Source organism: Sulfurimonas sp. HSL-3221 (genome assembly GCF_021044585.1).
GTDB lineage: Bacteria > Campylobacterota > Campylobacteria > Campylobacterales > Sulfurimonadaceae > Thiomicrolovo > Thiomicrolovo sulfuroxydans.
Genome location: NZ_CP087998.1, coordinates 33,755 through 53,638, shown reverse-complemented (window position 1 = coordinate 53,638; position 19,884 = coordinate 33,755). Strand labels below are relative to the sequence as shown.

The following is a 19,884-nucleotide window of genomic DNA, read 5'->3' as shown; positions in this document are numbered from 1 at the left end:
GCGCCGTCTAACACACCCCTAACACTCTTTGCGTACACTGGCACGACGATTTCAGCTTCCAAGGATTGTACATGAAACCCCTCGTTTATGCTTTTTGCGCCGGAGCCGCGGCCCTCTGGCTCGGCGGCTGCGGCAGCGCCGGCGGCGGCAGCGCGACCGAGGTCACCGCCGAACGCGGCCCGATGCTCTACGCGCTTGTCACCGATGCCTCGGGACAACAGGCGGCGATGCTCTCGGGTGGCCGCTATCGCTTCGCCAATGATCCGGTCTACCCCGTCACCACTCTGGGAGGTGTCATCGACATCAACCGTAACGGCATTATCGATGCCGGCGACCTCCCCGCACCGGAACTGAAACTGCAGACGCCGCAGGGACTCGCCCTCACCCTCGTCTCCTCCCTGGCGCACAAGGCCCAGATCGCGACGATGCTGCAAAACGATTTCAACCTGAGCGAAACGCGCCTCTACAATGCGACGCCCTCCGGCGACAGCACTATTGCCGCCATCAGCGACGAGCTCTACAAATACTGCGTCGAGCACAACGTCAGCGACCCCTCCACTCTGACGCTGAAAGTCATGCAGAGCCTGCAGACGCAGATTGCCGCGCGGATCGGAGAGTACAGCTCCGGAGAGTTCAACGCCACGAAGCGCGAACGCTACCTCATCAGAAACGAGCTCGGGCTGCAGACGATGACCCAGGCCGAAGCCGACGCGATGAACCGCCAGCTCGGCGAAGGTGATGGCACACCGCTGCTCTCCGAGCTCAACAGTACCCTCAGAGGGACGCTGGCGTTTATGTGGAATGAGGAGAAGATGGCCAAAGAGCTCTACCTCGCCTTGCACACGCAATGGCCTCACAAGGAGTTCTACAATATTGCGATGATGTCCGAAAGCCAACACCAGGCCGCCATCGCAAGCCTGCTGCAGGTCTACGACATCAATATCACCGATATCGACGGCGAGGAGGCGCACTACAGCGCGGAAGAGCTGCAGGCCTACGATGCAGGCACCTTCCCCGACGCCGCCGTCCAATCCCTCTATGACGAACGCTATGCGAAGGGGGTGCAAAGCGACCGGGACGCCCTGGAGGCAGGCTGTATGGTCGAAGTCACCGACGTCAATGACCTTAATGTCAATATCGCCCTGGCAGAAGCGGCGAAGGCCGATGACCTTGCCGCGACCTTTACCACCCTGCGCAAGGGCAGCTACAACCACTACTGGGCCTTTGACGGCGCCCTCAAAGTGCTCGGCGTACCGGAGGGGTGCTGCGTGCTCGGTGAGACCTTCTGCAAAACGCCCGAAACGTATCCTGATACCCGCGGTGGAGGCGGGGCCTAAAGATTTTGCCTAAGTGCGAATCTTCAGTTACGGACAGGCTTGTTTGGCTAGAATCCTGCGAAATGAAAACACTGCGCCAGCTCCTGCTCTCGGTTCTGCTGTCGGCCTTCTCCTTCTTCGTGGTCCACGACTACGTTATGACGGATGTGGATACCGACACCCAATACGAACTCTGCCTCGCGCAAAGCAGCACCGGCGCGCTTGATCTGCCCACCAAGATCCACGAACACATCCACTCCCTGATGAGCATCCCCGAAGCATTACCCCTTCCCGACGCCGACCGGCCCGTTGCCCTCCGGAGCCACACCGCAGCGCAGCAGCTCCACTCCTATATTTCACCCGTCCCCTCCAAGCCACCTTTAGCCTAACCTTTTTTTCAACCCTATTCAAAAATTCCCATGGGCGCGCACTCCCTTGTGCCGACCCGCATAAAAGGTAACGTAAATGACACCCCTACGACTTCTGGCCCTCTGTGCCGCCGTGTCGCTCTCGGCGGCCCCGGTCTCACTGCAGGAGTTCCTCGATGCCGCCGCGCATTCCGACGCGGCGCAGGCGAGGCAGTTCGCCGCGCAGGCGAACAGCCTGCAGCGGCGCAGCGAACTGCTGACCGACGGTCCCGCCCTCAACGCTCAGGCGGGCTACGCCGACGCCAAGTCCATGTCCAAGAATGCCATGGAGTACCACGTCAGCGTTGAAAAACCCTTCCGCACCGCCGATACCGGCAGACTGGAACGGCTCTTTGGCACCGGCAGCGAAATGACCGCCGCGCTCGAAACGGCACGCCTGCAGAACCGCGTCTATGCCTACTATATCGACGCCTGTACCCTCCAGGAGGAGCTCTGGCTCCTCGAAGACGCCAAAACCCGCGGCGTCCAGATGGAGACGCTGATCCGCACCGGGATGGAGGGGGGCGAGTTCGACCGCAGCGCCTGGCTGCGCAGCCGGCTGAACGTCGAGACCCTGACCCTGCAGATCGACGACCTCAACAGCCGCTACAATGAAACGTTCCGCCTCCTGCGCGCCACGGCGCAGACGGAAGCCGACAGCCTGCTCTGCCACGACCTCCCCGGCACCATCGCCCTACCGCAGCAGACCCTGCTCGCCGACGCCCCGCTGCTGCGGCAGCTTGAAAACCGCCACGGCAGCGCAAAAGCCCTTGCCTCCTACCGCAACAGCTGGCTGCAGGAGGTGACGCTTGCCGCGGGCTATGACAACGAGATGGACGTTCAGCGCGCCAACCTCTATCTCTCCATCCCGCTGAGCGGCGGAAGCCGCCGCGCCAACGACCGCGAGGCCGCCCACCGCGACGCCCTCGCCGCCGGCGCCGAACTGCGCGCCATGCATGCCGAACTCGCCGCACGGGTGGCCGCATTCACCTCGGCCCAACAGACCCGGCAGCAGAACCTGAAACGGCTGAACGACGAGATGATCCCCGAAGCGTACGAGACGACCGTTTTGCTCGAGGAGCGCTTCATGGGCTCCGAGGCGAGCTACCTCGAGTACATCGACAGCCAGAAGATGCTCTTCGCCCTGCTCATGGAGGGGGTCCAGCTCCGCGCGAATGCGCTGAAGGCCGAAGCAGGCCTCTTTGCCGATCTCGGCATCACCCCCGATACCAAGGATAAAAAATGAAATACATTATGCCCATACTCTTCACCCTCTTGCTGCCGCTCGCCGCGGCTGACCGTATCGACCCCGGCACCCTGCAGGTGGCCCTGAGCGCTCCCAAAGCCCAGGAGCAGCTCCCCCTCGGCAACTACCTCGGCACCTACACCTATCCGCCCGCATCCCGCTTTACCGTCAGCGCCAACACCGATGGGTTCGTGACCCGCGTCGCCGTCAAGCCCTTTGCCCATGTGAAAAAAGGGCAGACGCTCTTTACCCTCAAAAGCCCGAAACTCCTTGATATGCAGTCCGAGTACATCGCGACCCTGCTGGAGCTGGAGTACTATGACAAAGAGGTCAAACGCCTCGAGCCGCTGGCGAGCAAAGGGGTCGTCGCCTCCAAACAGCTGACCGAGAGCCGCAACCGCCGCCAGAAGCTCGACGCCTCCGCCGCCTTCCAGCGTGACGTCCTGCTCGCCTACGGCCTGACACCCCCGCAGCTCAAGCGGATCGCCGCGCAGCACAAGCCCGACCCGGTCCTGACCATTTCCGCCCCGGCAACGGGAAGCATCGCTTCGATGAACGCGCAAAAGGGCGGCTACGTCGCCGAAGGCGCCGTCCTCGCGCAGCTCGTTGACACGACCGAGTGCCATTTTGAGATCGACATGCCGTGGGAGACCGCCGATACCCTTGCCCTTGGGGAGAAGCTGAGCGCCGACGGCAAGCACTTCACGGTCTTCGCCAAGGCACCGCAGATCGACCCCGTCTCGCAGACCCGCGCCATCGACCTTCACGAGGGCGACGAATGCGGCGAACGGGGCGGTGCCAGCATGAACATCGCGCTCTCTCGCACCGCGAAGGCGTGGAAAGTACCCGCCGCTTCCGTCACCGAGCTCGACGGACGCAGCGTCGTCTTCGCCAAGCGCAGCGACGGCTTCGAACCGCTTGCCGTCACCGTGCTTTCGCGCCGCGAGGGGTTCTGCTACGTGACCGGCGCTTTGAGCGCGGAGGACCGCGTTGCCGCCTCCTCCGTGCTGGCCCTGCGCAGCGCCGCCGCCGGGGGTGAATGATGGACGCGTTGCTGCGTTTCGCGCTCTCGCAGCGCATCATCATCCTCCTGCTGGCCGCCGCCGTCGCCGTCTACGGGGTGCTCTCCTACGGGAAGCTCGTCATCGACGCCTTCCCCGACGTCTCCTCGACCCAGGTGAAAATCATCATCAAAGCCCCCGGCATGACCCCGAGCGAAGTGGAGCAGCAGATTACCATTCCCGTCGAGCTGGAGATGCAGGGCATCCCCCACCAGACGATGGTCCGCTCCATCTCCAAGTACGCCCTGGCCGACATCACGATCAACTTTGAAGAGGGCACCGACCTCTACTGGGCCCGCGACCGCGTTTACCAGCGTTTTACGGCCGTCAAGAAGGAGCTTCCCGAGAACATCGGCGGGGGCATCGCCCCCATCACAACACCGCTGGGCGAGATCCTGATGTTCACGATCGAATCGGAGACCCTCAGCCTGATGGAGAAGCGTACCCTGCTTGACTGGACGATCCGTCCGGCCCTGCGCAGCGTCCCCGGCGTCGCCGACGTCAACGCCCTGGGCGGCCTCGTGAAAAGCTTCATCGTCAAACCCGATTTCGCCCGCCTCTCCGCCTACGGCATCCCTGTCTCCCAACTCATCGAAGTGATTGAACGCAACAATGCCAACTACGGCGCCGGGCGGATCGAGCAGGGTGACGAAGCGATGATTGTCCGCGTACTGGGGAAACAGACCGGCATCGAGAGCATCCGCGAGCTCGTCCTCGCCCAGCGCGAGGGCAGCACCGTCTACGTCGGCGATGTCGCCGATGTCAGCGTCGGGGCCGTCACCCGCTACGGCTACGTCACCAAGGACGGCAAAGGCGAAGCGGTCGAAGGGCTCGTGCTCGGCCTCAAAGGCGCCGACGCCTCCCGCACCGTTGCCGCCGTCAAAACGCGCCTGGCCGAACTGGAGAAGAACCTGCCCGAGGGCACGAAGCTGGACGTCTTCTATGACCGCAGCGATCTCGTCGGCAAAGCCGTTAACACCGTCCAGAAGGCGCTGATGGAGGCCGTCGTGCTCATCATCGTCATCCTGCTGCTGATGCTCGGAGACATCATCTCCGCGCTCACCGTCGCGCTCATCCTGCCGATGGCGATTCTGAGCGCCTTTATTTTGATGCACCTCTTCGGCATCAGCGCCAACCTGATGAGCCTCGGCGGGATCGCCATCGCCATCGGGATGATCGTCGACTCCGCCGTCGTTATGGTCGAGAACATCGTCGCCTGGCTGGGGCACCCCAAATACGCCCACGAACCGCGCAGCCGCCTCATCTACCTGGCGGCCAAAGAGGTGAGCCTCCCCATCGTCTCGGGCGTCGTCATCATTATCACGATCTTCTCGCCGCTGCTGATGCTGCAGGGGCTGGAGGGTAAGCTCTTCGCCCCGGTGGCGCTGAGCATCGTCTTTACCCTCGCCTCCTCCATCCTCTTCGCCCTCTACCTCATCCCCGTCATTGCCGGGATGAGCATCAAAAAGGCCCACGACGAACCGACCTGGCTCGTGCGCAAGCTCGAGGAGATCTACATCCCGACGCTCATCCGCGCCTTCCGGTTCGAAAAACCGATCTACCTCCTGCTCGTGCTGCTCGTACCGCTCTCCGTCTACATGTTCGGCAGCGTCGGCAAGACCTTTATGCCGACGATGGACGAAGGGAACATCGTCATCGGCGTCGAGTCCGACCCCGCCATCAACATCCCGGCGGGGATCATGCTCAACACCCAGATCCAGCAGCAGCTCATGGCCGCGGTGCCCGAGATCAAATCCATCATCTCCCGCAGCGGCTCGGACGAGATCGGACTCGACCCCATGGGGCTCAACGACACCGACACCTTCCTGGTGCTGCATCCCAAGTCCGCGTGGCGCACGCCCGACCCCGACTGGCTCCGCGCGCAGATGCGCACGGTGCTTGAAGGGATCACAGGCATCGAGTACGGCTTCACCCAGCCCATCGAGATGCGCACCTCCGAGATGCTCACGGGCGCGCGCGGCGACGTCGTCGTCAAGCTCTTCGGCGACGATATCGACACCCTCAACACCCTGGGGACAAACATCGCCGACCTCCTCAAAGCAACCGAGGGGAGCGAAGACGTCTACATGCGCCAGAACGAGGGGGTCAGCTACCAACAGGTCGTTTTCGACAAGAAACAGCTCACCAAGTACGGTCTCAACCTCGACGAAGCGGCGCAGATCCTCGCCATCGCCGTGATGGGCGCCGAGGCGGGCAAGATCTACGAGGGGATGAAGCAGTTCTCCATCCTGATCCGCGGCGATTACGCGCAAAACGACCTGCCGCTCTCGTCGATCTACCTCACGACCCCGGCGGGCGAACGCATCGCCTTCTCCAACATCGCGCACATCGAGCGCACGGAGGGGAGCGTCGAGATCAAGCATGAGGGGGCTCAGCGCTTCGTCTCCATCCAGACCAACGTCAGCGGCACCGACCTTACAACCTTCGTGGCGTCGATCGCCGCGAAAATCGAGCAGGAAGTGGCCCTCCCGGCAGGGTACCGCCTCGAATACGGCGGGGAGTTCAAGAACCAGCAGCGCACCATGGCGCGCCTCTCCGTCGTCGTGCCCATTGCCCTGGCGGTGATCTTTATGATCCTCTTCTTCACCTTCCGATCCCTGCGGCAGGCCGCGGCCGTCTTCGCGATGATCCCCCTGGCGCTGACGGGCGGGATTGCGGGGCTGATGGCGAGCGGCCACTACCTCTCCGTCCCCGCCTCGGTCGGCTTCATCGCCCTGCTAGGGATCGCCGTGCTCAACGGGGTCGTTATGGTCAGCTACTTCAACGAGCTGGTCAAAACGATGCCGCTTGAAAACGCGGTGCTCGAGGGGGCCAGACGGCGCCTGCGCCCGGTCCTGATGACGGCACTTATCGCCGCCTTCGGCCTGGTGCCGATGCTCTTTGCGACCGGCCCCGGTTCGGAGATCCAGAAGCCCCTCGCCGTCGTCGTGATCACCGGGCTGATCAGCTCGACCCTGCTCACTTTGATCATCCTGCCGATCCTCTACCGGCGGATCGAAGCGAAGAAAGAGTTACAATATACTGTGTGAAAAGGAATGTCGATGAAAACGGAACTGCTTATCGGTGCCCTGGCTTTCGTCACGGCCATCCAAATCATCCCCTTTGGCCACGACCACACCAATCCTCCGGTCGTGGCTGAACCGGCGTGGGATACCCCGCAGACCCGCACGCTCTTTATGCGCGCCTGTGCCGACTGCCACTCCAATGAGACCGTCTGGCCCTGGTACAGCCATGTCGCCCCCGTCTCCTGGCTCGTTGCCCACGACGTCGAAGAGGGACGCGAGAACTTCAATGTTTCCGTCTGGGGCGTGCAGAAGAAAAACAAGGGGTACGACGCCGCCGAAGAGGTGGAAGAGGACGACATGCCGCCGGCCGTCTACCTGCCGACCCACCCCGAGGCGCGGCTCACTCCGGAGGAAAAAACAGCGCTGATCGCCGGCCTGAAAGCCACCTTCGGTACCAAAAAGCCGAGACACTGACTCCCGCGCCCGGCGCGTGAAAGGGACAACCAATGGAAGATAAATTCTCGCTCAAGAAAACGGTCTCGCTGACCCTCGGGCTTTCGTTTCTCGTGATGAGCTACACGGGCATCATGCTCTTTTTTACGCCGAAAGGGAAGATCGCGTTCTGGACCGACTGGACGCTGCTGGGGCTCACCAAGACCCAGTACACCGACCTGCACATCACCTCGATGTTCCTCTTTCTCGCGGCCGGCGTCTGGCACATCTACTACAACTGGAAACCGCTGGTCAGTTACCTCAAGACCCATGCGCACCGCCTGAACCCGCTGAAAAAAGAGTTCCTCGCCGCCCTCGTGCTCAACCTCTTTTTCGTCGGTGCCACCATGCTCCACCTGCCGCCGATGCAAAGCATCGTCAATCTCAATACGGCGATCAAGGATTACTGGGAGCGACAGGTAGGCGCCCCGCCGTTCGGTCATGCCGAAGAGGCCACCGTCGCCATCCTCGCGCCCCAGAACGGTATCGATACGCCCACGGCGCTCAAGCGGCTGCGCGACGCCGGTTTCCGTGCGAAAAACGGCCAGCAGACCCTGGAGCAGATCGCAGTCGAAAACGGCGTCTCCGCGCAGAAGGTCTATAACGCCATGGTGCCGCACGCGCAGGCGCAGCAGAGCGTTGCGCCGCTCAGCGGCATGGGACGCAGAAGCATCGGTTCGCTCGCCGACGCGGGGCATATCGACCTGGCAAAGGCGCTCGCCTATCTCGAAGCGGAGGGCGTCGACGCCACGCCGCAGACCACCATGCGCGACGCCGCCGGACAGCTCGGCACCACCCCCTACACCCTTTTCGAAACCCTGAGAGACCTGCCGTAAACTCCCTTCCCCACGAGGGGAGCGCTTTGCCGAGCGGCGGTCGCCGTTGACATTATTACTAATTAGTAATATAATGCTCTTATCCCATCTTTCAAGGAGACGCCATGAAACGCACACCACAGTACGGAACGCTCGAAGACGCCGTACTACGGGCGCATATCGAACTGTCGCGCGCCTTCAACAAACTCCGTGCGAAGGAGACGGCGACCATAGCCGACCAGGGGATGACGATGGCGCAGTTCGCCATCCTCGAGGCCCTCTACCACCTCGGGACGCTGCGGATCGGCCAGATCACCGAACTGATCCTCAGTACGCCGGGCAACATCACCGTCGTCATCAAGAACCTTGAAAGCAAGGGGTGGATCCGTGTCTACCCAAGTGAAACGGACCGTCGCATCCGCATGGTGGAGATCACCGAAACGGGACAGAGCCTGATCGCGGCCCACTTCCCGGAGCACGTCCGCAACCTGGCGGCGTGGTACGGTGCCGCGCTGGAAACCGAAGAGCTCCATACCCTGTCGCGCCTGCTGCGCAAACTGGAAAAGGCGCAATAGGATCTTTGCCCGACGCGTCAACACCGGAGGATGCCATGAAACGCCGCACATTGCTTCAGATGCTGTTTCTGCCGCCGCTGGCGCTTTATGCCGAAACAAATTCAAAGGAGACCCTTATGTCAAGAATGTTTGTCCACCGCGCCTCTGATAGGGGCGTCGCCGAACACGGATGGCTGCACAGCCGCTTCAGTTTTTCGTTTGCCGACTACTACAACCCCACGCGGATGGGTTTCGGGGCCCTGCGGGTGATCAACGACGACGTCATTGAAGCCGGGCAGGGGTTCGGGACCCACCCCCACCGCAACATGGAGATTGTCTCCATCGTCACGCAGGGTGCCCTGAAACACCGCGACTCCGCGGGGAACGCGGGCGTCATCCGCGCCGGGGAGATCCAGTACATGAGTGCTGGTGCGGGCATCGCCCACTCCGAATTCGCCTCCGAAACGGAGAAGACCGCCCTCTTCCAGATCTGGATATACCCCGACGAGGAGGGCGGCAAACCCCGGTACGAACAGCGCGATTTCAACGCCTTTTATCACCCCAACCGCTGGACCCTGCTCGTCAGCGGGGACGGCCGGGAGAATTCGATCCGTATCAAACAGGACGCCGCCATCCATGTCAGCGACATTGATGAGGGCCACACCCTGGCGATGCCGACAGTCGCGCCGGGCCATGCACGGCTGCTCTTTGTCATCGAAGGGGAGGTCGCGGTCGAGGATCTGCACCTCGGCGCCCGGGACGAACTGCAGATTATGGATGACAATGTCCATGATCTCGTTGCCGTGCACGACGCGAAGGTGCTCCTTTTCGACGTGCCCCTGTGAAATGACTCACAGTTTACTTACATTGGAGTATCATTATTACTAGAACGCACCCAAAGGAGAATAAGATGAAACGTATGAGTCTCGCGGCGGCACTGCTGCTCGGAGGAACCCTGTTCGCCGCACAGGGAATGATGTCCTCTTTTAACGATTTTGACGCGAACGGCGACGGCATGATCAGCCAGACCGAGTTCGAAAACACCCAGCAGGCGCGGATGACCAAGCAGGCCGAAAGCGGCAAGATGATGCGTAACGCCGCCAATGCACCCACCTTCGGCGACATTGATGCCAACGGGGACGGCATGATCGATCCCACCGAATTCAGAAACCATCAGATGAACCGGATGCAGCAGCGTCCCGCCGGTATGGGCCAGGGCAACGTTCAGAACAACATGCCGGGCGGAATGCAAGGTGGAATGCAGGGCAGAATGATGTCCTCTTTCAACGACTTTGACGCGAACGGCGACGGCGCGATCACCCAGACCGAGTTCGAGAACGCCCAACAGGCGCGGATGGCCAAGCAGGCTGAAAGCGGCAAGATGATGCGTAACGCCGCCAATGCACCCGCCTTCGGCGACGTCGATACCAACGGGGACGGTACGATCGATCCCACCGAATTCAGAAACCACCAGATGAACCAGATGAAGCAGCGCCCCGGCGGCCAGGGAATGGGCAAAGGGATGAAATGCGGCAGCGGTAAATGCAGCGGCGGCGGAATGGGCGGCCCGAACCGCTAAAGCGCGTCAGCGCTTGCGGACGCAGCGTACGTGCGCTTCGTCACAGCGGTCCGTATCGAACATGTGGCCGTTGCCCCAGTAGACGGCCCAGGCATTGACGGGCATTTTGCGGTAAATCTCCGATGTCCAGTAGGCGTTGGAGACCGTGTTTTTGAGCCCCACCTTCTTGGCGACAGTGGCTTTGCGGAGCGTTTCGAGTTCCGTGCGGGTCGGCAACCGCCAATCACGGAACCCTTCAAGCTCCAGGTTCGCGCAGTAGCTGCGCGCATCTTTCCAGACCGTATCTTTCTTGGCCGCCATGGCATTATCCTGCCACTGCAGTTTCGCCGCGGTATCGATGACCGTATCACCGCTGCGCTTCCAGCCCGCCCAGGCCAGCGCCGAAACCGCGAGCAACAGAGAAAACACTCGAATCATTAACCCTCCTTTTCTTGGCCGGCGCGGCAGACCTTCGTCTGCACTGCCGGGACACGCGCCCGTCCTCTCTTACGGGGTCACTTTTACACATCAAATCTTAAACGGATTGTGCGAACGCTTAATAAACACCGCCGCTATTTCAACGGCATCAGGGCGTAGCCTTGGTTCTGGTAGGCGATGGTGTCGATGTAGCTGTTTTCCGAAATGCGCAGGTAGGGCAGTACGTCTTCGCGGTCGATCCCGTTGCCCTCCAGCGCGATAGCACAGACGACCAGCTCCACCTCTTTGGCTTTGGAGAGGCGTTCAAGACTCTCCTGTGCCTTCGTGATATAGAGCACCTCCTCCTCGGGGACGAGGTAATCGGCGCTCTCCGACGCCACCTTGGCGCAGCCGCCGTGCATCGTCACGGCGAAACGGACCGTATCGCCCTGCGCCTCGATCATCTGCTTGGTCTTCTCAATGAGGTTGAATCGCGAAAGGATATAGCGCGGGTTTGAGGAGCTGCAGTCGAAGACGGCCTTGTACTCCTGGGCCAATGCCAGAACGGCCAGGAGCGCCAGAAGGGCCGGAATCCGTTTCACTGCCCCAGACCGAAGACGTTGGAGAGGGTATTGATGTAGTTGAAATACCCGGTGATCGCGACGGCCTCGATGATCTGCACGTCGCTGTAGCCCAGCGCTTTGAGGGCGTCGATATCTTCCTGCTGCATCTTGTAGTTGTCTTTCTTCGACGCGCGGACGCAGAAGCGCAGCAGCGCCTTCTCTTTCTCGTCGGTACTGATGCTGTCGATCCCCTCGAGGATCTGGGTGATACGATCCTCACTCAGTCCCAGCATCTTCGCGATGTTCTTGTGCACGTCGACGCACATCTTGCAGCTGTTCTCCTTGGAAATGAGCAGGGCGATCGCCTCCTTGATGTCATAGGAGAGCTCCGTCGGCTCCAGCAGGAACTTCTGCACCATCATGTCGGTCGCGAAATAGACCTTCTCGTCCAGCGCCAGCAGTTTGAAAATCTCGCCGAGGCTGCCTGTCTTCTCCAGGATGGGGCGCGCCTTCTCCTGGATTGCCGGGGACATCTCCTCGAATTCGGGTAGTGCTATGTATGCCATCTTCTTCTCCTTTGCGACAATTCTAATTGAAAAAGCGTTAAGTCGTACTTAACGCTTTTGGTTTTCATCGGCCGGGTCGTGGTAGTCGACGGTCGGGATCAGCAGGGCGACGACGAAAAGGATCAGGCTCAGCAGCAGCACGATGGTCAATTCATAACCGCCCAGCACGTCACTGAGCCTGATGGTTCCGAGGTCCGGCCCCATGAGCTGTTTGATCCAGGGGAAGGTGAGGGTGAAGACCGCGCCGCCGACCATCCCGCCGATCACCCCCACCAGCGCATCGACGCGCCCTTCGGAGACGGAGACGAAAAAGGCCGAGGGGCATTTGCCGAGGATCACGAGCCCCATGCCGAACAGCACTGCGCCGACCAGCAGCCCGCCCAGCAGGGTCGGTTTCACCTGGTACTCCGCAACGCCGCCCTGTACGAGCGCATAAAAGCCGACCCCGGACAGCGCTACGGTCATCATCGCCATGCGCGGCGCCAGGGTGTCCTCGAAGATCATGAAGCCCGCCATCTTCTCGAACTTGTCGAGCCGCGACCAGAGGATAACCGCCCCGAAACAGAAACCGATGAAGAGCACCGTCCAGACTGAACCGTGCCCCTGCGCCGCAACGACGTCGAACATATGGGTGATACGCTCAATCATGCGCAGCTCTTTTTGCGTTTATAGAAGAAGCGGCCGGTGATCATGCCGGTGCCCAGGGCGACAACGGTAAAGATCATCCCGCTGACGGCAGTCTGGCTCCCCCCGGAGAGGATATGCCCCGCGTTGCAGCCGCCGGCGAGCCGCGCCCCGTAAACGAGCAGGAACCCGGCGATGAAGCTCCAGACCATCCGCGAAGGGACCGAGCTGTTTTTGCGCGTTTTCCAGAGCGTCGGGATGGTACTGATGTGGAAGGTCTTCGTCACGAAGAGCGACATGAAGAGGCCGCCGAAGAAAACACCGATCAGCATCACCCCCTCCCAGGCGCCCGACGTCTCGATCAGTGCCGTATACTCGTGCGCATCGGCATCCAGGCCGAACAGCACCTCGGAGAGGTAGGCCATGCCCGTCGAGGCACCGATCGGCCGCCCCGCTCCCCATTCGGAAAAGGTAAAAAAGAAGAGCAGGCTCATCAGGATGCCGCCGGCCCACCATGGTATTTTACGAGGCATAATGACCCCCTTATTTTGTAAATCGTCAAGTTATACTTTACGTTTTGAATTCTATGCTATAATGCTTAAACTTTCTTGAACAAGGAACACGGTGGAGTATAAGATCTCGGAAGTCGTCGCCAAGACCGGAGTGCCCAAATCGACCATCCTCTACTACATCAAAGAGGGGCTGCTGCCCGAAGCGCGGAAGCTCAAACCCAACGTCCACCGCTACAACGACGAACATGTGGAGCGGCTGCGCTACATCCGGTATATGAAAGAGGAGGTGGGGAGCAGCATCGAGCAGATCAAAGCGGCGCTGGGGAACCCGAACCGGTCGCTTTCAAGCTCGCTGTCGATGATCGAGCCGCTGATGAATACGCTTAGCCGCGTCCCCGCCGACGCGGAGCACTATACGGAGGCGGAGTTTGTCGAGGCATTCGCGCTGGACGCCGCCGTCGTTCGGCGTCTGATGGAGACGGGTATCCTCCTGCCGACGGGGGAGGCGGACTTCACCCATAAAGACGCGGCCATCGTCAACCTGGCCGCCGCCTTCGAGAGCGTCGGGGTCGCCCCCGACATCCTCAAAGCCTACGCCGAACACGCCAGGGGGCTCGCCAAACTGGAGCGCCAGATGCAGCAGAGCCTCTGCAACGCCCGGACGGACGACAACTTCTCGACGCTGTGGAAGATCCTTTTCGAGACCCTTTTTACCGCCAAGCCCTACCTCTTCGACCGGAACACCTACCGGGTCTTCGTCTCCGCCCTCAAAGAGGAGCTCAACGCGGACGAGACGCATTCATAAGGTTTTCAGCCCCGGTCAGTGACTCCTGACTACCATCGAGAGCACCAGCAGCCCGATATAAAACCAGATCATCGCCCCCGAGGCGGCAAAGGCCGCCAGGCGTTTGGCCGTGGAAAACTCGTACATGCCCAGGCGGCTGTAGAGGATGACGGCGCTCCAGAGGGCCCCGGCATAGCCGAAAAGCGAGAAGAGGTGGACCCAGCCGTCGCGCATGGAGGCCAGCGGACGCATCGTCTCCGTACTGCCTGTCAGCCAGTACCAGGCATTGGCAAGCTCGGAGGCGTACTCCAGGAAGAAGAACGATCCCACGTGCGAGAGCGACCCGATGATCATCATCGGGGCCAGAGCGTAGCTGTTGCGGTGCAGGAAGCTCTTAAAGGGCTTGTTCGCCAGCGCCGCGGCGACGGCATAGCCGCCGAGCACGAGCGCGCCGGTGACGCTCAGGGCCATGACGAGTGCCGCAAAACCGACCCAGTCCACCCCGGCAGGCAGGAACGATGCGAGCCACTCTCCTGCCGCGTACCACGGTGTCTGCGTCTTCACCGGCGAATGCCCGAGCCCGTGGTGGAAATGCATGGTGATCGTAATGATCGCCAGCAGCAGGATATAAACAGAGGTATGGATGGTGTGGCGGTCGTTGACCTCGCCGAACATCCCCTTGGAAGGTTTCACCAGCTGCAGCGATACCGCCTCGCAGGCCTGCGCGCAATCCATGCAGAGCGTACAGTCGCGCATGGAGTTTTTCTTCTCAAAAAGGTAGGGCTGCAGCCCCGTCTCGCAGGCTTTCGCGCAGTCAAAGGTCGTGCACGCGTCGCAGGCGTCGCGGTAGGTCTGCAGACGGACCGCCCCCAGTTTCCCGTAGCTTTTGGTCACGCTCCCGATCGGGCAGAGGTAGGTGCAGTAGGCCATATCCTTGTAGCGGGAGAAGACAAAGAGTGCCAGGAGCGTCAGCCCGGCGAAGAGCGCCGCGGCGACCCAGGGAGTCTTGAGCGCGCCCGGGAAGAGGTAGACCGGCACCCAGTAGGCCGCGATCAGGATGCCCAGCCCGATGCCGCGATGCTTCAGCCACGCCGGCGCCTCCTTTTGCGTACCGATTTTCGAAAAGAAGCGGCCGATCACACCGTGGGGGCAGACCCCGCAGAATCCAGGCCCGATCAGCACGATGCTGACGATCATGAAAAAGGGCCAGAACAGCGACCAGAAAACGGCCGTAGTGTAGGGGTTCTCCGCTACGGACGGATAGCGCAGGCCGAACCCTATCGCGGAGACGAAAAGCAGCGCAGCCGCCGTCCGCACGATGAAAAGGACGCGCCTGTTTTTAAACAGGGCCGCTACCAGCGGCCAGCCCAGCAGGTCGTTTCCCCTCCGAGTAATATGGTCGACCATCTGCTCCTCCTTTTAGAACGAATAGGTGTAGGTCAACATCGCGAACTGCGGCATGCCCGGCGTGTAGTAGTACTTCGGTCCGCCGTAGCCGGTCGTTTTGTCCACTTCCGTCGCGTAGCGCTGGTCGAAGAGGTTGTTGACGTTGAACTGGTAGCGGTGGTGTCCGGTGGTATAGGCAAGGCTCAGGTTCGTGACCAGCGTAAAGCCGTCGTACTTCTCCGTGTTGAGGTCGTCCATGTAGAAAGGACCGTAGCTGATCCCCTCGATGCGCGCCGAGAGGCTGCCGTCATGGTAGCCGGCAAAGAGCGAATACTGGTAATCGGGGATGTAGCGCTGCCTGTTGCCTGAATAGTCCACCCCGCCGTCGACGTAACTGCTGTAGCTGTAATCGAACCAGGCGCCGTTGGCACCGACGTCCACCATGTCGCTGAGGAAGTAATCGACGCTGAGCTCCGCCCCGATGCGTTTCGTTTTACCGGCATTGGTGTAATAAGTCGTATTGTCGGCCCCCTTGACCGCCACGATCTCGTCGCGCACGGCGTTATAGTAGAGTGACAGATCCATGCTCCAGTCGCGGCTGCGCTGCTTCATACCGACCTCGTAATTGACCGACAGCGAGGCTTTGAGCGACGGGGAACTGCCGTAGGCGAGGTTGGCACGGACTTCGCTGTCCGTCGGCGCCTGATTCGCCGCGGCGATGAGGCCGTAAACGTTGAGCGTCTCCGTCAGCGCGAACGTCGCGCCGACCTTCGGCGAGAGCAGATCGTAGGACTCGGTGACGCTGTAGTCGCCCTCGCCCGTCGTATAGTTGCCGTCGGCGTAGTCGTAGGCCAGGTACTCCGTCCCGTCGATATCGAAGGAGAGGTGGTCGTACCGCAGCCCCACGTCCACGAGCAGGCGCTCCGCGGGCGCGAAGGTCTCCTGAATGTAGAAGCCGTAGAGCGTGCTCGTACCGTCTTCGACCCCGGCCAGGTCCCCTTTCGCATCGGAGGTGACCTTGATAATACGCGTACTCGGTCCCGGGACGTCAATGTAGTCGCGGTAGGTGTACTTTTTGCTGTTGTCACGGATGTCGCTGCGCGCCGTCAGGCCGAAGACGAGGGAGGCGTCGCGGTTAAAAAGCGTATGTTTCGCATCAAAGGCGAGGTCCGTCCCGATAACGTAGTTGTCCGGCGCGTCGTTGATCATCCCCGTGACCGGGTGGTAGTGGCCCCACTTCGTGAAATACGCCTGCGGCTTGAAGGTCAGGTCGCCGAAGCTCTTCTCGTACTGGACGTTGAAGAAGTAGGTATCGGAATAGCGGCCGCTCTGCTGCCACGCGCCGTTGGTGTTCGTCGTCTCCCCCGTCTCTTTGAAGGCGGCGAATTCGTCAGCGCTGAGGGACTGGGGCAGCTGCAGGTTCGCTTCGGTATAGGCAAACTCCATCTGCAGCGAGGCGTCATCCTCGAAGAGGTGGCCGTATTTCAGGCTCGCCTGGGTCGTATCGAACTCGTTCCAGTCCCTCCAGTCGTTTGACGACTGGCGGCGGGAAACGCTGACGCCGACGTAGTTGCTCTCATCGATCGCAAAGGAGCCTTTGATGTTGGCATTGAGGGTGTCATAGGTGCCGTACCCGATCTTGACACGGTTGTTGTCCGTATCGAAAACGGATTTGGACTTGATAAAGACGACCCCGCCGCTGGCATTGGCCGCATAGATCGAACCCGGCCCCTTGAAGACCTCGACGCTCTCCATGTCGTCAACGTCGATAAAGTCCATCCGCGTGAAACTGTCCGGGTCCGTCATCGGGACCCCGTCGCGCATGACCATGATCTCCCGGATGCCGTAGCGCGCTTTCAGCCCCGCGCCGCGGATGATGAGCCGGCTGTCGTAGCCGTTGTTCTTGCTCATCGTGATCACCCCCGGGATCGTTTCGATGGCATCTTTGACGTTGAGCACGTTGCGCTCTTCGATCTCCTCGTTGTCGACGACAGCGACGCTCTGCGGCACCTCTTTGGTTTCGCGTTCGAATTTCGTCGCGGTGACACTCACGGCGTCCAGGGAGTAGGTATCCGCTCCCATCAGCGTCGTGAGTGCCGCCGGGATACTCAGCAAAATCCCCTTTTTCATACACACTCCTTAAATATAATACATAATATTATTAGAAGAGTGTTACCTAAGTGTTAAGTGGAAAAGCCCCTGTACCTGGGCGTTTAACGACATATATTCTTTTTGATTAAAATAAATCTTTTTAATGCGCATCATCCAATTTTTTCAAACGATTAAGGTTTGCGTGATCGGAAATTGTGTTTGCCCTGAAACGGGAGAGATTTAACGCTATTCTCGCTATGATTATTAAAACCACCCATACAGGAGACGATTATGCCCAGTCATAAAAACCGCGAACATCTCGAAGCGATCCGCGACAATATTGCCGCCTCCCCGGAACTCAGCGATGCCGAAAAGAGCAACGGCGTCAAACTCGTCGAAGAGTGGATCGCCGAAGACAAGGGTTTCGGCCTGCTTTATGACGCCCTCGTCGGCCTCTCCTCAAAGTTCGACCCGCTGCTCAAGGAGCTGGGGCTCGATTAGGCCCTTCCTGCGGTTTAACCCCCGGACGCTATACTGTCGTCATCAAACAGGGGGATACGAATGAAACATTTTTTTGTCCTGATGCTGCTCGGTCTTCAGCTCCTCGCGGCCGAACCGTTCTGGCAGCAGGTCCTCTCCGTCGAAGCGGAGCTTTACGCGCCGCGCGGCGATACGAATGCCTCGGAAGCGGCGGGGGTCGATGCAAAACTTGATGCCTTCGCGGGTCTGGTCTCGGCCCTGAAAGCGGCCCCCTACAGTGTTGAAAATCCCGTCAATCCCTTTTTCCACCCCTCCGAAGCGGATGCGCAGCTCTACCGGCTCTCCGCCAAGATCCGCGTCAACCGCGAACAGGGGAACAGCCTCGCCGAAACCCGTGACCGCCTCGCCGTGCAGACGCTGAAGCTGCAACAGCGCATCTTTGTCTTTTTCGCCTCCCTGGCGGCGGAGTGGACCACCCTCGATACGGAAGCGCTGAGCGCACGGGTCCGCGACGAGATCGGCCAGCTTCAGGCGATCGACGTGGAGGCGGATGTCCATGCCGCGGCGGAGGTGACGGAAGAGGGGGAGATTGCCGATGCCCTGCGCAAGAACGCGGCGGCACTGCAGACCCACTACCTTTTCTATAAGGAGCTGCTGGACTACCTCCAACTTCATCCCCAGAGCCTCCAGTACCGCTCGCTGCTGCAGCGCATCAAGCTCGACAGCCTGCTCGCCTTCCTCAACGACAACGCCGTTGCCGCCGAGATCAACACGGGCCTGCGCTACGTCAACACCGACGTCGGCCGCCTCACGCTCTTTGCGGCCAGCCTGCTGCTCGCCTGGCTCGTCGCCGCGCTGCTCTACTACCGCGTCTACCGGATGATGCAACACCTCATCACCCGCAAGGAGGATCTTACGGACGAGATGATGCTCAACAACATCGAAAGTATCCGGCGCCCGCTCTTTATCATTATCCTGGCCTACGGCCTGCAGGTCGGTCTGGAGATCCTGCAGCATCCGAGCAGCTCCCAGGATGAGAGCACCCTCTTCTACTTCGTCTACCTGGCCGCCTTCAGCTACATCGTCATACGGCTGGTCGACAACTTTTTCTACCACTTCCTGCACCAGCGCACCGCGCTCAAGAACCGGCAGATGCGCAGCGAACTGGTCAACCTCATCCTCTCGATCACCAAGATCGTCATCGTCATCACCGCCGTCCTCTTCTTCCTGGTGCATATCGGCGTCAATATCACGGGCCTCGTCGCTTCGCTGGGCATCGGCGGTCTGGCGGTCGCCCTGGCGGCGAAGGACACGCTCAGCAACTTCTTCGGACTGCTCAAGATCCTCTCGGACAACTCCTTCTCCCAGGGGGACTGGATCGCTGCGGGGGATGTCGAAGGGACCGTCGTCGAGATCGGCTTCATCAGTACCGATATCCGCACCTTCGACAACGCTCTCATCACGGTGCCGAACGAAAAGCTCGCCAACGTCCCGCTGAAAAACTACAACCGCCGCAAGGTCGGCCGCCGCATCAAGATGCACGTCGGCGTCACCTACGGTTCGGACCGCGCAGCGCTGGCCAAGGCCATCGACGAAATCCGCCAGATGCTCCTGGAGCACCCCGATACCGTCGTCCCGGGCGAATATGACACCGAGATGTACGCCCGGCTGAAAAAGCGCGAAAAGCGCCTCATCTCCGTCGAGGACAAGTTCGGCATCAAGACGAGCCTGATGGTCTACCTCGATGAGCTCTCCGCCTCGTCGATGGACATCCTCATCTACACCTTCACCAACACCGTCGACTGGGAGGAGTGGCTCCGGATCAAACAGGACATTATCTTCAAGATCTGGGAGATCCTCGACGCGAACGGCCTCGAATTCGCCTTCCCGTCGCAGTCGCTCTACTTTGACAAAGATAACATTCGCGACAGCGTGGCGCCGATGTTCAAAAATCAACCGGAAAAATAACCCTCGCCAACAAAAAAG

20 protein-coding genes are annotated in these 19,884 nt (G+C 60.6%); 13 read left to right on the top strand and 7 right to left on the bottom strand.

Annotation, left to right across the window (positions count from 1 at the left end; translation table 11 throughout):
• The first annotated feature begins 71 nt into the window (after positions 1-71).
• The 10 genes from LOH54_RS00265 to LOH54_RS00220 all read left to right on the top strand — a co-directional run bounded on the left by LOH54_RS00265 (position 72) and on the right by LOH54_RS00220 (position 10,496).
• Positions 72-1,337, top strand: coding sequence for a DUF2202 domain-containing protein (locus LOH54_RS00265; RefSeq protein WP_231019583.1), 1,266 nt, complete (start codon positions 72-74; stop codon positions 1,335-1,337).
• 62 nt (positions 1,338-1,399) lie between these two features.
• The gene (locus LOH54_RS00260) at positions 1,400-1,705 is read left to right on the top strand and encodes a hypothetical protein (protein ID WP_231019582.1); all 306 of its coding nucleotides are present in this window, start codon (positions 1,400-1,402) and stop codon (positions 1,703-1,705) included.
• Positions 1,706-1,781: 76 nt separating this feature from the next.
• Complete coding sequence (locus tag LOH54_RS00255; RefSeq protein ID WP_231019581.1) at positions 1,782-2,969, top strand: TolC family protein; 1,188 nt, start codon at positions 1,782-1,784, stop codon at positions 2,967-2,969.
• Positions 2,966-4,012, top strand: a complete 1,047-nt coding sequence (locus tag LOH54_RS00250; RefSeq protein ID WP_231019580.1) for an efflux RND transporter periplasmic adaptor subunit — start codon at positions 2,966-2,968, stop codon at positions 4,010-4,012. The genes LOH54_RS00255 and LOH54_RS00250 overlap by 4 nt, the downstream gene beginning before the upstream one ends.
• Positions 4,009-7,080: an efflux RND transporter permease subunit gene (locus tag LOH54_RS00245; protein ID WP_231019578.1), complete on the top strand. Its 3,072-nt coding sequence runs from the start codon at positions 4,009-4,011 to the stop codon at positions 7,078-7,080. The genes LOH54_RS00250 and LOH54_RS00245 overlap by 4 nt, the downstream gene beginning before the upstream one ends.
• A gap of 12 nt (positions 7,081-7,092) precedes the next feature.
• Positions 7,093-7,530 (top strand): heme-binding domain-containing protein, encoded by a 438-nt coding sequence (locus LOH54_RS00240; RefSeq protein WP_231019577.1) that lies wholly within the window; start codon positions 7,093-7,095, stop codon positions 7,528-7,530.
• A gap of 32 nt (positions 7,531-7,562) precedes the next feature.
• Entirely contained in the window at positions 7,563-8,384 is an 822-nt protein-coding gene (locus LOH54_RS00235) for a DUF4405 domain-containing protein (protein ID WP_231019576.1), read from the top strand.
• A gap of 104 nt (positions 8,385-8,488) precedes the next feature.
• Positions 8,489-8,938, top strand: a complete 450-nt coding sequence (locus tag LOH54_RS00230; RefSeq protein ID WP_231019575.1) for a MarR family winged helix-turn-helix transcriptional regulator — start codon at positions 8,489-8,491, stop codon at positions 8,936-8,938.
• Positions 8,939-9,054: 116 nt separating this feature from the next.
• Positions 9,055-9,762, top strand: coding sequence for a pirin family protein (locus LOH54_RS00225; protein WP_231019574.1), 708 nt, complete (start codon positions 9,055-9,057; stop codon positions 9,760-9,762).
• A gap of 65 nt (positions 9,763-9,827) precedes the next feature.
• Entirely contained in the window at positions 9,828-10,496 is a 669-nt protein-coding gene (locus LOH54_RS00220; protein ID WP_231019573.1) for an EF-hand domain-containing protein, read from the top strand.
• Between the two features lie 6 nt (positions 10,497-10,502).
• Here LOH54_RS00220 and LOH54_RS00215 read toward each other — a convergent pair whose 3' ends face one another.
• The 5 genes from LOH54_RS00215 to LOH54_RS00195 all read right to left on the bottom strand — a co-directional run bounded on the left by LOH54_RS00215 (position 10,503) and on the right by LOH54_RS00195 (position 13,178).
• Positions 10,503-10,913, bottom strand: a complete 411-nt coding sequence (locus LOH54_RS00215) for an Lcl C-terminal domain-containing protein (RefSeq protein ID WP_231019572.1) — start codon at positions 10,911-10,913, stop codon at positions 10,503-10,505.
• 134 nt (positions 10,914-11,047) lie between these two features.
• Positions 11,048-11,494 (bottom strand): DsrE family protein, encoded by a 447-nt coding sequence (locus LOH54_RS00210; RefSeq protein ID WP_231019571.1) that lies wholly within the window; start codon positions 11,492-11,494, stop codon positions 11,048-11,050.
• On the bottom strand, positions 11,491-12,021 hold the full coding sequence (locus tag LOH54_RS00205; protein ID WP_231019570.1) for a carboxymuconolactone decarboxylase family protein: 531 nt from the start codon (positions 12,019-12,021) through the stop codon (positions 11,491-11,493). Before LOH54_RS00205 ends, LOH54_RS00210 begins: the two co-directional genes overlap by 4 nt.
• 48 nt (positions 12,022-12,069) lie before the next feature.
• On the bottom strand, positions 12,070-12,669 hold the full coding sequence (locus tag LOH54_RS00200; RefSeq protein WP_231019569.1) for a YeeE/YedE thiosulfate transporter family protein: 600 nt from the start codon (positions 12,667-12,669) through the stop codon (positions 12,070-12,072).
• Positions 12,666-13,178, bottom strand: coding sequence for a YeeE/YedE thiosulfate transporter family protein (locus LOH54_RS00195; protein WP_231019568.1), 513 nt, complete (start codon positions 13,176-13,178; stop codon positions 12,666-12,668). The genes LOH54_RS00200 and LOH54_RS00195 overlap by 4 nt, the downstream gene beginning before the upstream one ends.
• Before the next feature lie 91 nt (positions 13,179-13,269).
• On the opposite strand from LOH54_RS00195, the gene LOH54_RS00190 reads away from it, so the two are divergent.
• Complete coding sequence (locus tag LOH54_RS00190; protein WP_231019567.1) at positions 13,270-13,962, top strand: MerR family transcriptional regulator; 693 nt, start codon at positions 13,270-13,272, stop codon at positions 13,960-13,962.
• 15 nt (positions 13,963-13,977) lie between these two features.
• Here the strand turns inward: LOH54_RS00190 and LOH54_RS00185 are convergent, their stop codons facing one another.
• Together LOH54_RS00185 and LOH54_RS00180 are read right to left on the bottom strand one after the other, a co-directional pair.
• Positions 13,978-15,348: a 4Fe-4S binding protein gene (locus LOH54_RS00185; RefSeq protein WP_231019566.1), complete on the bottom strand. Its 1,371-nt coding sequence runs from the start codon at positions 15,346-15,348 to the stop codon at positions 13,978-13,980.
• Positions 15,349-15,360: 12 nt separating this feature from the next.
• Entirely contained in the window at positions 15,361-17,457 is a 2,097-nt protein-coding gene (locus LOH54_RS00180) for a TonB-dependent receptor (protein WP_231019564.1), read from the bottom strand.
• Positions 17,458-17,709: 252 nt separating this feature from the next.
• Between LOH54_RS00180 and LOH54_RS00175 the strand changes: the two genes are divergently transcribed.
• The gene (locus LOH54_RS00175) at positions 17,710-17,919 is read left to right on the top strand and encodes a hypothetical protein (protein ID WP_231019563.1); all 210 of its coding nucleotides are present in this window, start codon (positions 17,710-17,712) and stop codon (positions 17,917-17,919) included.
• 60 nt (positions 17,920-17,979) lie between these two features.
• Positions 17,980-19,866 carry a mechanosensitive ion channel family protein gene (locus LOH54_RS00170; RefSeq protein WP_231019562.1) on the top strand — a complete coding sequence of 629 codons (1,887 nt, stop codon included), beginning with the start codon at positions 17,980-17,982 and terminating at the stop codon, positions 19,864-19,866.
• The last annotated feature ends 18 nt before the right edge of the window (positions 19,867-19,884 follow it).